The 15,408-nt window shown below is 39.9% G+C and carries 13 protein-coding genes; 4 read left to right on the forward strand and 9 right to left on the reverse strand.

Going from position 1 to position 15,408, the window contains the following annotated elements; genetic code table 11:
* Positions 1 to 13 precede the first annotated feature (13 nt).
* The 4 genes from AC58DT_RS09745 to AC58DT_RS09760 all read right to left on the reverse strand — a co-directional run bounded on the left by AC58DT_RS09745 (position 14) and on the right by AC58DT_RS09760 (position 3,370).
* The gene (locus AC58DT_RS09745; protein ID WP_497216659.1) at positions 14 to 277 is read right to left on the reverse strand and encodes a DUF6520 family protein; all 264 of its coding nucleotides are present in this window, start codon (positions 275 to 277) and stop codon (positions 14 to 16) included.
* A 90-nt stretch (positions 278 to 367) separates the two neighbouring features.
* The gene (locus tag AC58DT_RS09750) at positions 368 to 1,846 is read right to left on the reverse strand and encodes a MauE/DoxX family redox-associated membrane protein (RefSeq protein WP_497216660.1); all 1,479 of its coding nucleotides are present in this window, start codon (positions 1,844 to 1,846) and stop codon (positions 368 to 370) included.
* A gap of 103 nt (positions 1,847 to 1,949) precedes the next feature.
* The gene (locus tag AC58DT_RS09755; protein WP_497216661.1) at positions 1,950 to 2,927 is read right to left on the reverse strand and encodes a helix-turn-helix domain-containing protein; all 978 of its coding nucleotides are present in this window, start codon (positions 2,925 to 2,927) and stop codon (positions 1,950 to 1,952) included.
* A gap of 68 nt (positions 2,928 to 2,995) precedes the next feature.
* Entirely contained in the window at positions 2,996 to 3,370 is a 375-nt protein-coding gene (locus AC58DT_RS09760; protein ID WP_497216662.1) for a DUF7793 family protein, read from the reverse strand.
* 195 nt (positions 3,371 to 3,565) lie between these two features.
* Here AC58DT_RS09760 and AC58DT_RS09765 point away from each other — a divergent pair, with 195 nt between their 5' ends.
* The 3 genes from AC58DT_RS09765 to AC58DT_RS09775 all read left to right on the forward strand — a co-directional run bounded on the left by AC58DT_RS09765 (position 3,566) and on the right by AC58DT_RS09775 (position 7,467).
* Complete coding sequence (locus AC58DT_RS09765) at positions 3,566 to 5,974, forward strand: aminotransferase class I/II-fold pyridoxal phosphate-dependent enzyme (RefSeq protein ID WP_497216663.1); 2,409 nt, start codon at positions 3,566 to 3,568, stop codon at positions 5,972 to 5,974.
* 125 nt (positions 5,975 to 6,099) lie between these two features.
* Positions 6,100 to 6,711 (forward strand): hypothetical protein, encoded by a 612-nt coding sequence (locus AC58DT_RS09770; RefSeq protein ID WP_497216664.1) that lies wholly within the window; start codon positions 6,100 to 6,102, stop codon positions 6,709 to 6,711.
* A gap of 516 nt (positions 6,712 to 7,227) precedes the next feature.
* Positions 7,228 to 7,467 carry a hypothetical protein gene (locus AC58DT_RS09775; protein ID WP_497216665.1) on the forward strand — a complete coding sequence of 80 codons (240 nt, stop codon included), beginning with the start codon at positions 7,228 to 7,230 and terminating at the stop codon, positions 7,465 to 7,467.
* A 588-nt stretch (positions 7,468 to 8,055) separates the two neighbouring features.
* Here AC58DT_RS09775 and AC58DT_RS09780 read toward each other — a convergent pair.
* Positions 8,056 to 8,514: a response regulator gene (locus tag AC58DT_RS09780; RefSeq protein WP_497216666.1), complete on the reverse strand. Its 459-nt coding sequence runs from the start codon at positions 8,512 to 8,514 to the stop codon at positions 8,056 to 8,058.
* 318 nt (positions 8,515 to 8,832) lie between these two features.
* Between AC58DT_RS09780 and AC58DT_RS09785 the strand changes: the two genes are divergently transcribed.
* Positions 8,833 to 9,063 (forward strand): Kazal-type serine protease inhibitor domain-containing protein, encoded by a 231-nt coding sequence (locus AC58DT_RS09785; RefSeq protein WP_076692459.1) that lies wholly within the window; start codon positions 8,833 to 8,835, stop codon positions 9,061 to 9,063.
* Positions 9,064 to 9,150: 87 nt separating this feature from the next.
* Here the strand turns inward: AC58DT_RS09785 and AC58DT_RS09790 are convergent, their stop codons facing one another.
* The 4 genes from AC58DT_RS09790 to ku form a co-directional block, all read right to left on the reverse strand.
* Positions 9,151 to 9,927, reverse strand: a complete 777-nt coding sequence (locus AC58DT_RS09790) for a DUF1206 domain-containing protein (RefSeq protein ID WP_497216667.1) — start codon at positions 9,925 to 9,927, stop codon at positions 9,151 to 9,153.
* Between the two features lie 125 nt (positions 9,928 to 10,052).
* The gene (locus AC58DT_RS09795) at positions 10,053 to 11,900 is read right to left on the reverse strand and encodes a tetratricopeptide repeat protein (protein ID WP_497216668.1); all 1,848 of its coding nucleotides are present in this window, start codon (positions 11,898 to 11,900) and stop codon (positions 10,053 to 10,055) included.
* 167 nt (positions 11,901 to 12,067) lie between these two features.
* On the reverse strand, positions 12,068 to 14,491 hold the full coding sequence (ligD, locus tag AC58DT_RS09800) for a DNA ligase D (protein WP_497216669.1): 2,424 nt from the start codon (positions 14,489 to 14,491) through the stop codon (positions 12,068 to 12,070).
* Between the two features lie 2 nt (positions 14,492 to 14,493).
* Positions 14,494 to 15,270, reverse strand: a complete 777-nt coding sequence (gene ku, locus AC58DT_RS09805; protein ID WP_045079125.1) for a non-homologous end joining protein Ku — start codon at positions 15,268 to 15,270, stop codon at positions 14,494 to 14,496.
* Positions 15,271 to 15,408: the final 138 nt, after the last annotated feature.

Genomic DNA, 15,408 nt, shown 5'->3' on the forward strand with positions numbered 1-15,408 from the left:
GCCTTTTCCATTTTTACTGCCCAGGCATAAATTTAAATGCCGGTAGGTTACAGGAAGTGCCTAATGCATTCTTCCTTTTGGCAACCTGTCCTCCACTGGTACATGCAATAACACCCGAATCATCGCATTGTACAGAGATTTTGCAGGGTTGGGGGTGGTCAAGGTATCCCAATACCGGAGCCGCACTCTTTGTCTCAATATTGCTGGCAAAAGCGCCGGCAATAGCAATGGAAAATGCCACTATCGGCAGTATCCATTTTTTTCTAATTGACTTCATAATAAAAAATTTTAAATTAATATAGAGCCTACTCTTTTCTAAAGGTTTTCGGCCTCATCCCTTACACAGCGCCGTGTTTCTTTTATATTGTTATTTCCATTTCGACTTGTTTTTTATCCTAAAGTGCCGTAAGTCTTGGTTCATCAAAACATAGATGTCTTCCCCGAAAACCTGAAAATCCAAAAATTGTTCTTTATTATATCGGTCTATGGTAAAACTTAACAAATAGATTCCTTCAACAATGTCATACACATCAATAATTGATTTCATTTCTGAGGATTCATCGGGCTCATAACGGCCCAATCGGTTGGAATTGATAAATAACAGATTCCCATAAGTAGCCGCCAATCTATTCACAATAACCGATTTCCCTCCCAAGCTTTTCCGTCCTGTAGTTTGGTTTGTACTTATGTCCAAAATAGGTTGCGAAATGGTGTCAATGGTTTTATGGGTGCTTTTGTTCCAAGTAAAGGGATTAATGTTCTCGTACTCATTTTTATAATAGTACACATAGAGAAGCTTGTCTAGCTGCTTGTTAAACAAAAGGATTCCGTCACGATCAAAATACCCATCAATAGTGCCTGTTAACACATCCTGCTTAAGGCTGATTTCAATACTGTCTTTTAAAGAAATAGTTCCAAGTATAGTCTGTTGTGTTTCACTTTTTAAGGTGCGTATTCCTAGTTTCTCTGGGTTAATGGGCATTAATTTTGAAAAATAAGGCACCTTATGATAGCTAGTGTCGATTCGCCAATCTTTTGTATTGCCCCTATGTATAATAGGTACTGTTCCATCCGAAAGAAAAAAGGCATTTCCAATAATATTGATATGAGTTGACCGATAGGGCATTTTTAATCGCGGCACCTCTATTTGATAATGAACGGTATCCCGCAAATCACGGGAGACCTTTAGTATCTTTAAAGGGGCGGTATAATTTCCTAAATAAACAGAACTGGAATCAATGCCCGCAAAATAATAGGAATTATAGGTTAGATCCAGCGTATCCAAAGTTATGATGGGATGATGGGGATAGCGCCTGATAAAGGCATTGTTTCGGTGGGTTTGTTCTTCCGATAAAACAAACAGTAAACTCACTATTCCAACCCCAATTACCATAAGTATTGCCAATATGGTAATTTTATTATTTCTTGAATCAGAGGGAAGACAGAATATTGCGATACCGGAAAGAATAATAAAGCCTATGTTAAATAGTAAATGCTGAGTCCAACTTAATTTCTCAAGCACCCCGCCACAGGAACAGGGAATAAAATCTGAAAAATTAAGGATAATCAATATATAGGTAGTGAACATCACCATTAGCAGGTAAGAAGCAAATAAGGCAAAATGCCTAAACTTGGAAATCATTAGCAGTACGGCGATCAAAATTTCCACTGTGGGAACCAAAAGGGCTATGGGGTATGCAAAAGCACTCAATAATGGCGACTGGGCTAGTTGTCCTACAAAGACATCAAAATCCAATAGTTTACTTACCGCGGCATAAATGTATAGAATAGCGTAGAGAACACTTATAGCTTCAACAGTCGTTCTATTTTTTAATCTTAACATCATATCGTTTAAATTGATATGATAAAATTCCGAATTATAATTTGTGCATTTGGGAGTTTTCCTTGCCTATAAGGTATTACTTCAAAAAAGACGGAAAAATCAATAATTATGTATCCCCTAAAAATGTTTTCTGTCGTAATTCGGTCGGTGTAAGCCCAAACTCCTTCTTAAAGATTCGCGAAAAATGGGGCACACTTTTAAACCCACAAATTTGAGCAATAATTTTAAACGGCTTGTCTCCGTATTGTACTAACACCTTGGCTTTTCGTAGCCTTTCCTTTCTTAAAAAACGATAAACGCTTATCCCGTACAGTTCCTTAAACCCATACTTTAATTTAAATGTGTTCGTTCCTAATTGGAGTGCAAATTCCTTCAAGGGGCGGAAATCCCGTGAAAGATCATTGAGCATCAAACTATGCGCATCTTCTATCATCCGTATATCCTCTTGTGTCAATCGAACCTTTTTTCGTAGGGGTTCCGTAACCTCCAATTCCCCTACCATGGCTTTGCTTTTGTGAATTTTCAGTATTGGTTCCCGTAGCTCGTTTTCAAGGGATACTTGTTTTTTTGAATGTTTTACAACCGTAAGCAATGTTTCTTCTCTATTTCCCTGCGCATCTTTAATCAAATACACATAGCAGGCGCTGGGAATTAGAAGTCCCTTCTTGGTTCTAAAGGCAAGTTCAACGGCATGTTCCCCACTCTTATTTTCTCGGTGTTTCTTAATATAAGCTTCCCACGTTGTAGAGGTGTTTTCATCCAGAAATTGGGTTAAGGGTTGGCCTATGATGTCTTCACATTGATAATCTAAAATGGAACAGCCCTCCGGATTCACTGCCACTATTTTTCCATTTCCATCAAATATAAAGTGCATAACTACAATATGCTTGATGGTTTTATTCGCATTGGCATACCCTTGGTGCAACAAGGCTTCCTCAATTTCCTCAGCCATCATGTTGATTACTGATACAAGAGCCTCCACGTTATCGTTTTTCCCAGACCTTTCCAAACGGTAGAAAAACTTTCCCGTTCCCATTTCCAAAAGTAAATTTCTTAACTTTTTAAGACGCTTCTTTTTAGACATAACAGTATAGTTTTTTGATTACAATTCAATCTACTAAAGGGGAGTTATGTAATAGGTTAAAAACAAGATCATAAATAATTCACCAAGTATTTTTCAGCTTCCTCTGAAGTCTGAAAGGCCTGCGCGGGTATGGGTGGCTTACTGGCTAAGAGATAAAATTTTGAGATCACTTCAGATACAGAGGGTTCCACTAAAAATGCCACTGCCTTTAAAAGTACAGAACCTTCCAAAGCCAAATAATCCCGTGCGGCTTTTTTTACTTCCCGTACACCACGCATATCACAAAGGGCAGGATAAGCCTGACCCTTTTGTAGATGTAATCGATCCGCAACAATCTGTATGGCAGCTGGTAAGTCAATCGATACCCCAATATGGTAACGTATGTATAGTACACCTGCTGCAATTTTGTACGTTGCATAATTATTTTCAATGGAACCTAACATGAATGAAAACTGGTAAATCAATATAAAGCTACAAAAATATGTCTGGATTGGTAACTATTATCGATGTATGACACCCTTGAAAATCTCTTTTTCTTGCCTAAAATGAAAATATGCTTAACCATAAGGTATTATATCATCATGCCACTTTTTATTTCAAGAAAATGCCTGTACCTTTTTTTACAAAAGGATAAAATCATGGCAAAAATTAAACACAACAATTTTTTAGACACTGTAAATGAAGTGTTTACAGACGCCAAACAACAAGGGGTGCTTCACCTCTATGCCCAAGGCGAAAAATTCAACGGACGAACCATAGAGGTAAAAGACCGAAGCCTCTATCACTTTGGTACAACTGGCTATTTGGGCTTGGAACAGGATTCACGCTTAAAAACCGCTGCCATAGATGCCATTAATAAGTATGGTACACAATTTCCTCTGTCCAAATCCTACATCTCCAATCCGCTATATGCAAGCCTGGAACAAAAGATTGGCGAAATGTATGGCCATCCCATTATCATCACCAAAAACAGCACACTGGGTCATATAGGTGTAATCCCCAGTGCAGTGCAGGATCAGGATGCCATCATCCTCGACCATCAGGTACATTGGAGCGTCCAGAGTGCGGCTAAAATTTTAAAGAACCGCAACGTCCCAATTGATATGGTACGCCATAATGATTTGAATATGCTCGAGGATAAAATCAAGCAATATGCAAACAAGCGAAAGAAAATCTGGTATATGGCAGATGGCATATATTCCATGTACGGCGACTTCGCCCTTATAACCAACCTCATGGCACTCAGCCAAAAATACCCCCAACTCAACTTCTATTTTGATGATGTGCACGGCATGAGCTGGATAGGTAAAAACGGCACAGGCTATGTCTTGAGCGAACTTAAGGAACTATCTGAAAATGTGCTGCTCTTCGGTACCCTCAGCAAAACCTTTGGGGCTAGTGGCGCCGTATTGGTATGCGCCAACAAAAAAATGTACAACCGCATAAAAACTTTTGGCGGTCCACTAACGTTCTCGGCCCAACTGGAACCAGCTTCCATCGGCGCCGCTATCGCTTCTGCGGAAATACACCTATCTCCAGAAATATATTCTCTTCAAGCTGAATTAAGGGATAGGGTTACCTATTTTAATAAGTTATTACAGCAAACCGACCTTCCGTTAATTGATGAAAATATATCTCCGGTCTTTTATATAGGCACCGGAATGCCTAAAACAGGCTACAACTTTGTGAATCGTCTAATGAAAGAAGGATTTTATGTAAACCTTGGAATCTTTCCCGCGGTCCCCGTCAAGAATACGGGCGTCCGCATAACCATTTCAAGACACAACCAAAACGACGAAATCAAGGGTCTTGTAGAGGCAATGCAATATCATTTCCCAAAGGCGCTCGAAGACACCCACACCAATACCGAAAGAGTCTTTCATGCATTCAAGTTGAAACAAAAACAAAAGGAAACAACAATTAATACTAAAACTAACAGCAATTTAAAATTACAGATGGAAGACTCCATTTTAAAAATTGACAAGCAACTTTGGAACTCCCTACTTGGTAACAAAGGCGTATTCGATTGGGATGGTCTAAAATTTTTGGAGGAATCTTTTAGTAGCAATGCCCAAATGGAACACAACTGGACGTTCAGATATCTAATAATATTTGACCAAGTGCAACAGCCTATTTTAGCAACCTATATCACCCTAAGTATATGGAAGGACGATATGCTCGCGCCTGTAGCAACTTCCCGAAAAATTGAGGAAGAACGCAAATTCCGTCCCTACTATTTAACCTCCAATGTAATTAGCCTGGGTTCCCTCTTTACGGAAGGCGAACATCTCTATTTATATAATGAACATCCCCAAAAACAGGAGGCCCTGAATCTTTTAATACGAAGTTTGGAGGAATTGGAACAGCCATTGGAAGCAAAAATGATCGTCCTGCGCGATTTCAGGGAAAATGAAATATTTCATAACTATTTTCAGGGCCAAGGCTTTGTGCGAATCCAAATGCCAGATTCGTGCAGCATTCAACTTGATGAAAATGAAACTGTGGAAAGCTATATCGCAAAACTCTCTTCCAGAAACAGAAAGCACCTTAGAAAAGAGATTTTAAAACCTGAAGAGCTACTGCATATAAAAGTATTACGAACGCCTTCCCCCATTCAACTGAAGCGAATTGAGGTACTCTATTCGAATGTCCATCAAAATAATTTGGGATTGAACACATTTTCCTTTCCCTCAAAACTGTTTGCAAATATGGCCGCACATCCCAATTGGGAATTTATTACACTTAGCCCCAAGACGGATCCAGACAAAATGATGGGTGTAATGCTATGTTACAAAAACGCGCACAACACCTATGTACCTGCCTTTATTGGAATGGATTATTTATACCTTGAACAATATCAGATCTATCGCCAACTCCTATACCAAACAATAAAAAGAGCAATCGAAATAAGGGCGAAAACAATAGCCCTAGGACTAACGGCAGCTTTTGAAAAAAGAAAACTAGGAGCGACCGTAACCCCAACCTACGCCTACCTCCAAACACCCGATAATTTCACCCTCGAACGCCTGGAAGTCGAACAAGGATAACAAAAAAACAACCAACAACAAAAAACTCTCATCCACCTATCAAGTATTCCGTAGCTTCAGCGAAGCTGGAGGCAACCGAAAACAGAAAACCGAAAACAGACAACCCACAACCAAATCTTAAAACCATGGAATCAAAAATCAAACAATTCTGGGAGTTCTTTGAAAAAGAGAGCTTCTTTATCTTGGAAAATCTAAAGTATGGAATCGTTCCTAAAAGCAAGTTCGAACTGCTCGATTACCTCCTTCAAAACATACACCCTAAATTACAGGCCCTCGTTAACCGACCCCCGAATGGGGAAGCACATTTTGTCTTCTTGACCAAAGGCCGCTTAGGCTTAAAACGAATAATAACAGAACTACTGGAAAGAGCTCCCGAAAATGAATATTGGCTCTTTAAAATGGGCCTCTCTCCTTGGAGCGGCGAATTCCATGACTTCAACAAACACTATAAGTTTTTTGGTCCCGATATTCACGTATATGATATCTACTTTGATATCTATAAAACCTATCCCTCCACAGGCAAGAGCAACCTTCATATTCATGTGGAAAAAAACAAACCCCTCCCAAAATATTTTATAAACGATAGTATGCGGGCCTTTTTGCTCTATTATTTGGGCGACCAACTGTTCTTTAAAAAAATCCTCTATCTAAAGATTGTACAAAGGAAACCCCGACATATAAACTTTGTTCACATTTCCGAACTAAAAACCCTGTTGGAGTTCTCATGGGTTACATAAATAGTATAAAAAAACAATAGGTCGAACATCCCCCTTAAGGGACTAAAAGTTCCAAAAAATTACAAAATTTTTCATACCATAAAACGATAAGGTAATATACCTTAGAGGGAGATAGGGTATATGTCAAGGTGAGTTAATGCATATGTCGAGGTGAGCTACTGTATATGTCAAGGTGAGCTAATGGGTAGTTCAAGGAGGTCTAAAGTATGACGAGTGTATGGTTTAAGCTACGTTTAAGCTACCCAAAGCCTAGGTTAAGGCTACTTTCACTATAATTGCCCAAATCACAAAAATCCTTCCCATAAGCAATAATAACAAATCAAAAGAAAAAACATCATACAGAAAAAGGTGGCTCCCGACCCTCCCGTCGGGTGACGGAAGGGCTTATACCACAATCTAATAAGTATATACCCATAACCGACAACCAACAAAACTCAACACAATAACCCACAACCGACAACCCACAAAATCTATGCACTCAAATCAAACCCCTCCCCACCCATTTCATCCCAAGACATGGAACCTACAGATGAAAATAAAGATAATTTCCAAGGGAAAAGGCCACGCCCCACCCGCATTGTAATATACCCCAAGAATATCCAACTCCTCACGGGCAAATCCTACCGTCATGCACTAGACCTGAATAAGGAAGTACGTACCTACTTCAAAAAACAAAAACACCACCTCCTAACAGTCTACGAATTCGCCCAATACACAGGTGTAAATCCTGAAATAATCCTAACCCACCTAAAATAAAGTGCCCCCCCTCACCCATCACACGACAAACCGACTACCGATAACAGATAACCGAAAACAGTCAACCGAGAACGAGAACAGAACCCTAAAACCTCTTATAAGGGAAGGTGACTTTTTAGTATAAAGTGACTAATATTTCATTTTAATTTTCAACTCTTCAAAATTTGCACATCACCTATAGCGCATATTCGCTTCAGGCCTTATCCTTCAAATCCCCCTTGTAATGTACCTTATACCGTATAGGCTTAAAACTACCTCCATTGCTATCTCTAATTATTAGAATTTTCAATTTCGAATTATTATCCCCAGAAATAAATCCTCAGTTATGCTTCAAGCTAGTTTTTGTTTTTTGAAAAGCAGATGGTTCTTCTGGACAACTGAACTTTCATTATTTCAACGAATGGGAACCAAGCCTTTTCCGAAAGCTTGAATTTTTTATAAGCTCATACCAAAAACAACTTTATCAATGTTTTAACGCAGCTGTTTTAAAATCGATACATTTTTAACGAAATGTGTTAGTAAAGACCCAACCGCCCCATGTAGTATTGACTAAGGGTGATACTGAATTGCAAATATTTATTGGGTTGGCTATCTCTTAAAGATCTGAATGATCTTATCGAAGAATGAAGTATTTTCTTTTGTTTCCTCCTTCTCTTCATTATCTTCTTGATTTTCGCCAAAAGTGTACTCCCTTAAAAAATCACTTTGAGATTTGGAACTGTCATATTTCCGTCTTTCGTTGCGTATCTTATCCAACTGTTCCTTATGCGTTTCTATTATAGTGTGGAATAGGGGCTGCATACGCTCGTTTAAAGTGTTGATGGGTTCTTTTAAAAAGAAACCTTCGGCCCCACACTCAAGTAGTTTTTCCCGATCGGCTTCATACTTAAGATTTCCCGTTATCACTACCACTGGAATTTTAGCGTTGTAGTTTTTAGCAATTTTTATTACATCGAACGCATTCATGCCCACTAGATTGAAGTCGGTTAGAACCATATCGGGAATATAGGTTTTCAGCGCATTTATAAGGCTTATCTCACTATCCACGAATACGAGTTTACCAGAATGATTGAGGCAGAGGGCGATTTGGGCCTAGACCTTATGGAAGTTATGGTTTCGGCAAACACCGAAGTAACCATCCAAGTGATTTTACTTACCATTCTTGGACTGTAAAACCACATTTCATAAAATAATTAAAACCTCCCAATGGGAGGTTTTTTTATACCTAAAGTTAGAATACCACTTTCATGAACTCCCAAACTGGAATAGCGAGAAGACGTTCATAATAGTAGAAAAAATTTAAGACGCACCCTTTATATAGTAGCTAACTTTCGCTTACCTTAGCTTTCCTAAAACCACCTATTTATGAAATACTTCAACCAAAAATTAATTTTGGCAGCAATACCTGTCAGTTTATGTATAGCAGCTTGTGGCGTAACCCGATCCGGAGCTTGCATAGACCCTGCAAAGATAAGTGATGGCCCCTGCACCATGGAATACAATCCAGTATGTGGTTGCGATGGCAAGACTTATAGTAACCCCTGTGCCGCAGATCGTGCTGGGATTATTTCTTGGACACAAGGAAAGTGTGAGTAGGAATTCTGCTGCAATTTTATAAGTAATTGGGTCATGCACATTCTATTTTTATAAGTTGGAAAATTCCAAGTTTTATAAAAAATCAGATCATTCCTTTTCAAAACTCCGATACCGCGTTAGCAATACAAAAAATGCTCCGTATGAAATAAATCCAACAGCGGTAATAGCCATCAATATTCTCCCAAAGGTGGATTGATCCAAGAATTTAAAAGCATCCTGAATTCCCTTTATATCGTGATTGCCTGTATAAATTCCGGCCCTGAAAAAGAAGTAGGCAATAATGGCCACCACAAATGCACGGGCGTAAAACCCGAACTGCCCCACTGTCCTTATAATGGCCGCACCTTTCCTTCCTTCCAGATTAAACTGATCCAACAACCCGCCCTTAATAACTCCAACGGTAAGTACAATCCCCTGCATGGTCAAAACAATACCAATGCCGATAAAAACGTAGCTTAAGGTTGTAGGTCCCAAAAAATCCAGATAGCGCGAGTTTGAGCTTTCCTCCATGGGATAGGAAAAAAGATGATAAAAACATAGAAAAGCCACAACTACATAGACTAAGCCCGTGGTAAAAAGACCAAAGCGCCGTAATTTCGCCTTGTAATCCGAACCAATATTTTCAGGATCTTTAAAAGCTTGAAGAAACATCCAGAAAGAATAGCAAAGAAGACCTACGCCAAGGAGCAGCAATAATACCTGCCCAAAAGGTTGTTTTTTCAGGAACAATAGCGCCTGATTGGTGCCCGAACTATCGCCTCCCATGTTCAAAGCTGCCATAAGAGAGAGCACTCCTATTACCACATAGATAATGCCCTTGGACACAAAACCAATAACAGCAGCAGTTTTATACGATTTTTTCAAATTTGAAATGTGTTTATTGACAAACGCCCGCAAAGCTACAACTAGCGCTGATATTATTGATGGGAAAAGTTTTGGTGTCTCTTCAACCTAAGTAGTACATTTACTTTGTAAGGCATAGCCTGACATTACTCCAAATGATCTATCAATTTTTCAAACCCTAGGATATCATCACCCATACCTATTTTCCTACGTAGTGTAGTCTTTTTAACTTCTACCTGATCGGTACTGATGCCCATAAGCGCTGCGATTTCTTTTTCAGATAGCTGCAATTTCAACATACAGCAAAAGGCCACATCGTTTTCAGACAGGTTGGGAAACATCTCTGCTAGCTGAAGGGCAAAGACAGGATGCACCTCTATAAATTTCCCCTTAAAATATTTCCAATAATTATTTTGGCCCAAAAGATTTTTTAACTCTTTTGCCAATGCCGTAGAACTTTCAGGATTGTCCCTAGTATCTATCAATTCTATAATCTTGTTCTGTAGGTTGGACATTTCCATACTCACTTGTACCAATTCCTTTTCCTTGTTTTCCAAAACCCTCTCGCGTTCAAGGCGCAGCTCTCCCTCAAGGGTATTTTTCTCTTCCAACACCTTCTTTGAATTTTCCAAGCTTGCTACCAGTTCCTGTTGCAATTTCAGTTTGTTTCTATTGGTCCTATAGAGAACCAAGCCGATGGCTAGGAGGAGTATAAAACTAAGAAAGCCCAAGAGTAGGATATTATCCTTTTTATTATTATTCTCAATCAAAAGTTCATTGTTTTTCTTTAGCACGAGATTTCGTTCGCGTTGCAAATCATTTTGATAGGCTTCCTGCAGCTCCAAGGATTTGGCATGGTTTAAGGCAGTATTGAGGGAGTCTTTTAAAAAATCCAAACGCTCAAAAGCTTGCAATGAATTTTCCACCATTCCGTTTTGTCCATAGGTGAATACAGCCTGTTTTAGAAAGTCGATTTCGTTGTCGGCATTCATTTTCATTCTCGTGCTGTTTGTTGAGGCTTTTACCCTGTCAATTACCTTTTGAGCCTTAGAATACTGTTTTTTACTATTCAAAAAATCAAGATAACGAACGCTCGTTTCCAGAAAGCGAGGCGAACTTATTTGGTACATGCCATCATAAGCGCGTTGGAATGCTTCTTGCGCCTGCTGTGATTTGCCCATAGCTACATATACTTGGGCAAGATTGCTCACGGCTATCCACATATACTCCTTTTGATTCATTTCCTTAAAGGCATTTTCCGCCTCTTTTAGGGCTTCTTCCGCCTCTTTATAATTTTCTTCCAACTGAAGTAGGCAATCGGCGTAACTCAATAAAGTAACATAATAGTTGGTTCCTTTTTCCTTTGCGAAGACCGGCAAAATTTCTTCATAAATATCCCTGGCAAAAGCAAAGTTACTATTGTTGTAATATAGGTTCGCAAGTTTCTGCCTTACGATGCTCAATTCGCGTTCGCTGCCCGATTTCTTTAAAATAGCGATGGCTTTTTTGAGATATTCCAGCGCCTTCTCGCTGTTCTTCATATAATTATAATTGGAGGCCATTTCGCCATAGGCCCTCCCCACTCCTTCCTGATTACCTGCTTTTTTAAACTGTTCAATGGCATTTTCACTAGCTTGCAATGATTCCTGATATTGCGACCCTATACGATAGTTTATGGCTAGATTAAGATACATTTTGGCATGTTGCAAAGGATAATCTTCAGTATAGTCAAGCGCCTTTTCCATATAAAATTCCGCCGAATCGGGCACCGCAAGTTTATTGTACTGTATGCCTATAGTGCTGTACGATTTTCCGATTATGGTATCATGCAGTTCTGAAGAAAACTTTAAGAGTTGAAATAAATAAAACTTGGTAGAATCTGGATTACGCACATGGCTTTCTATCTTTTTGTTGAGCCTGTCTATTTCCGGATTTTGGGCTTGGAGGTCAGTAAATATGCAAAGGAAGAGAAATAGGTAGATAGAATTTTTCATAAGCAAGTTTGGGGCGATAAATATAATTGAAATAACTATGATGTAGGCAAGGAAGTTAAAAGGAAGATTTGCGACATTCAAAATTCGAAGCTCGAGGTGGAGATTAGAGAATGAGGATTAGAAATTAAGTTTTAAGGAATTACTTTTTGTGATGCCTTTCCCTTTGCTTAGGCTTCCAGATTATCAATTGCCTTAGCTATATCTACCCCCTTACCCAAAACCGGAGAAAACCAATCGCCCATTTCCGTAAGGCGCTGGGGCATGGATTTTATGGTAAAATCCAAGATGGCAAGACCAGGCTTTACTTCCTTCCAAGATAGTGGAGCAGAAACAGGCGCGCCTTTTTTGGGCCTTGCGCAATAGGGAGCCGCCAAGGTTTGGCCCCTGCGGTTTTGTAAGTAATCCAAGTAAATCTTGCCTTTCCGATTCTTTACTGCACGCTCCATACTGGTGAGCTTTGGCAATTTTTCGTGGATAAAATAGCACAGCAGTTTCGTAAAATCGCGGGCCTCATTGTAGCTGTAATTACTGCCCAATGGAATGTATATGTGCATCCCACTAGAACCGGAAGTTTTACAATAGCCCTTTATTTTGGCAAGATCCAATACCTCTTTGGTGGCCAACGCCACCTCAATCACCTCTTCAAAATTATTTTTCTCGGAAGGATCTATATCTATCACCGTATATGTGGGATGTTCAAGATCTTGTATGGTAGAATTCCAAGGATTGATTTCTATGCAGCCCAAATTTGCCATATATAGCAAGGTGGCCTCATTTTGACAAAGTAGATAATCAATATCCTTTTTGGAAGATTCGGAATAAATTTTTACAGTTTCCACCCAATCCGGCAAGGTTTCGTTGTCTTTTTGATAGAAGGAAGGTTTCAAAATACCGTTGGGATGGCGGTGCAGATTTTGGGGCCGATCCTTTAGGTAAGGCAGGATGATTTCAGAAATATGCAGATAATAATCGATCAAGTCGTATTTGGTATAGCCGGCGTCCGGCCAATAGACTTTATCTAGATTGGAAACAGGTACCGATACTCCATTTACCTCTAAATGCGAATCGTTGCTTTTTGTTGCCTTGGAAGCCTTATTTTTTGGTGGCTGTGGCGTGGCCTCGGTCCATTCCTTGTCGCGGCGGAGTCCTTTATAAATAGGATGACGCATTAGGCCACTCTTTGTCCATTCCGAAAATTTCACTTCGCAGACCAGTTCGGGCTTTACCCAATGCGGATTTCTTCCCTTAAGCGAAATTTTCTTTCCGAAGGGATTGGTTTCCGTTTCAAGAGATTGAAGTTTCTGTAGCAGTTGCCGCTGTTCCGAAGCAGAAAATCCCGACCCACAATTACCTACGTAAATAAGATTTTCCTCTTGGTACATCCCCAAAATAAGGGACCCAAAAATGGCTCCTCCTTTTACTGAGTCGGTATAGCCACAGATAATTGCATCTTCGGTATTGGTACTTTTTATTTTCAGCCATTGCTCACTGCGGTAGCTGGGCGTATAAACGGAATCTGCCTTCTTGGCAATCACCCCTTCCATGCCAGCTTCAGTGGCCCGTTTGTAGAGGGTGGGGCCCATAGCTTCTATATGGTCGCAATAAAGAATATGCTGAAAATCTTCCAATATCTCGGGTAGAAGGCTTTTTCGTTCCAGCAAGGGCAACGATATAGTGTCGTGGCCATTGAGGTGAAGGAGATCAAAAACGTAATAACGAAGTGCGCCTTCGGTAATTTCGGGATCGTAATTTTGCAGTTTTTGGAAATCGGGAGTTCCGTTATTATCCACGATTACCACTTCGCCGTCCAAAATACAATCGTGCGGAAGATCTTGCAATTCTTTGGTGATAGCTGCAAATTTAGTATTATATGAAATACCGTTGCGGGAGTAGAGCTCCACGCGACCATTAAAAACATTGGCCATTACCCGATAGCCATCCCATTTAAGTTCAAAAACCCAATCGGGATCCTTAAAAATCTTTTTGGCCGGGGTGGCCAGCATAGGTTTTATAAATTCTTGTGGATTGAGCGCTTTTATCTTGCCTGATTTTATTGCCTTGGCGGAAGCGGCAAAAACCTCAGCGTCATATTCCAAATCAGTGGCAAAGTTATCTTTCTTTTTTATGAGCAGCCATTGGTTTTTTTCACTGCCCCTATTTGTATGTACCAACGCGAAGCTTCCCTTTATTTTTTCTCCGAAGAATTCAATTTTTAGATCTCCCCTTTCCAATTGCTTAATGGGATCTACACCGTCATCGCTTTCCAAAATTTTATAGGTTCCTTCATCCCAAATATCCATAACGCCAGCGCCATAATTACCTTTTGGAATAGTACCGTGAAAGGTGAGATATTTAACTGGGTGGTCCTCGGTCATAATCGCCAGTCGTTTATCAGACGGATTCATGGACGGACCTTTGGGCACTGCCCAACTTTTGAGCACGCCTTCCATTTCCAATCGTAAGTCGTAATGGAGACGGCGGGCTTGATGTCTTTGGATTACAAAACGCCTGGCATCCTCCCTGCTCATTTCGCCCTCTGGCTCGGGGGTTTTGTCAAACTTGCGTTTCCGAATATAATCTTCTAAGCCCACGATTAGGAAGCTTTACTTTTCTTTTTCCTTTCGAGACTGGCTTTTAGTTTCGCCATTAAATCATCCGCCTGCGTTGGGGTGGTGTCCACCTTCTTAGTGCGGGTCGTTTTCCCTGCCGCCTTGTTGTTGATTATTTTCATCAACTGTTTGTTGTAAATGTCCTTATACTTATCGAGCTTGAAGTCTGTGGTGTAATTCTCAATAAGGGAAAGTGCCATATCTACTTCCTTTTTTGAAACTTTCGTAGAAGGCAGTTTCAATTCACCAGGGTCACGGATTTCATCGGCAAAACGGATCACGTGCAGCACCAACGCATTTTTATAAACACCGATAAGACTCAAATGTTCCTTTTGGCGCATTACGAATGTGGCCACGCCCAATTTTTTTGTTTTTTTTAAAGCATCGCGGAGCAGATTATAACTTTTGCCCCCCTCTTTTTGGGGTTCCAAAAAATAGGGGCTTTTATACAAAAGATCGCTTATCTCACTTTCCTCCACAAACTCTTCTATGTCTATGGTCTTGCTCTTTTTCATATTGGCCTTTTCAAAATCTTCCTTGTCCAGCACAATATAACTGTCGCCTTTCTTAAACCCTTTAACGATATCCTTCCATTCCACTTCCTTGCCTGTTTCCTCATTTACGCGTTTGTAGCGGATGCGTGCATTGTCATGAACGTCGAGCATGTCCAGATCGAGTTTTCTGTCTTCCGATGCGCTGTACATTTTTATGGGGATTGACACTAGGCCAAAGCTTATTGAACCATTCCAAATTGATCTCATAATCATAGCATTTTCATTAAAAATAATGCTAATGCGGGAAAGGTAATCGTGGTTTCACGATATTTTAACGGTGGCAGAAATAAGAAACGCGATTATACTCCGTATGAAATGTAGAGGATATTTTAAGGAAGTTATACC

It is taken from the genome of Aequorivita sp. CRS11 (genome assembly GCF_059693805.1).

Excerpts from the sequence above, each read along its gene's own strand:
- AC58DT_RS09795 (WP_497216668.1), bottom strand. The coding sequence starts at position 11,900 with ATGAAAAATTCTATCTACCTATTTCTCTTCCTTTGCATATTTACTGAC.
- AC58DT_RS09760 (WP_497216662.1), bottom strand. The coding sequence starts at position 3,370 with ATGTTAGGTTCCATTGAAAATAATTATGCAACGTACAAAATTGCAGCA.
- AC58DT_RS09745 (WP_497216659.1), bottom strand. The coding sequence starts at position 277 with ATGAAGTCAATTAGAAAAAAATGGATACTGCCGATAGTGGCATTTTCC.
- AC58DT_RS09750 (WP_497216660.1), bottom strand. The coding sequence starts at position 1,846 with ATGATGTTAAGATTAAAAAATAGAACGACTGTTGAAGCTATAAGTGTT.
- AC58DT_RS09785 (WP_076692459.1), top strand. The coding sequence starts at position 8,833 with ATGAAATACTTCAACCAAAAATTAATTTTGGCAGCAATACCTGTCAGT.
- AC58DT_RS09755 (WP_497216661.1), bottom strand. The coding sequence starts at position 2,927 with ATGTCTAAAAAGAAGCGTCTTAAAAAGTTAAGAAATTTACTTTTGGAA.
- ku (WP_045079125.1), bottom strand. The coding sequence starts at position 15,270 with ATGAGATCAATTTGGAATGGTTCAATAAGCTTTGGCCTAGTGTCAATC.
- AC58DT_RS09770 (WP_497216664.1), top strand. The coding sequence starts at position 6,100 with ATGGAATCAAAAATCAAACAATTCTGGGAGTTCTTTGAAAAAGAGAGC.
- AC58DT_RS09765 (WP_497216663.1), top strand. The coding sequence starts at position 3,566 with ATGGCAAAAATTAAACACAACAATTTTTTAGACACTGTAAATGAAGTG.
- AC58DT_RS09775 (WP_497216665.1), top strand. The coding sequence starts at position 7,228 with ATGGAACCTACAGATGAAAATAAAGATAATTTCCAAGGGAAAAGGCCA.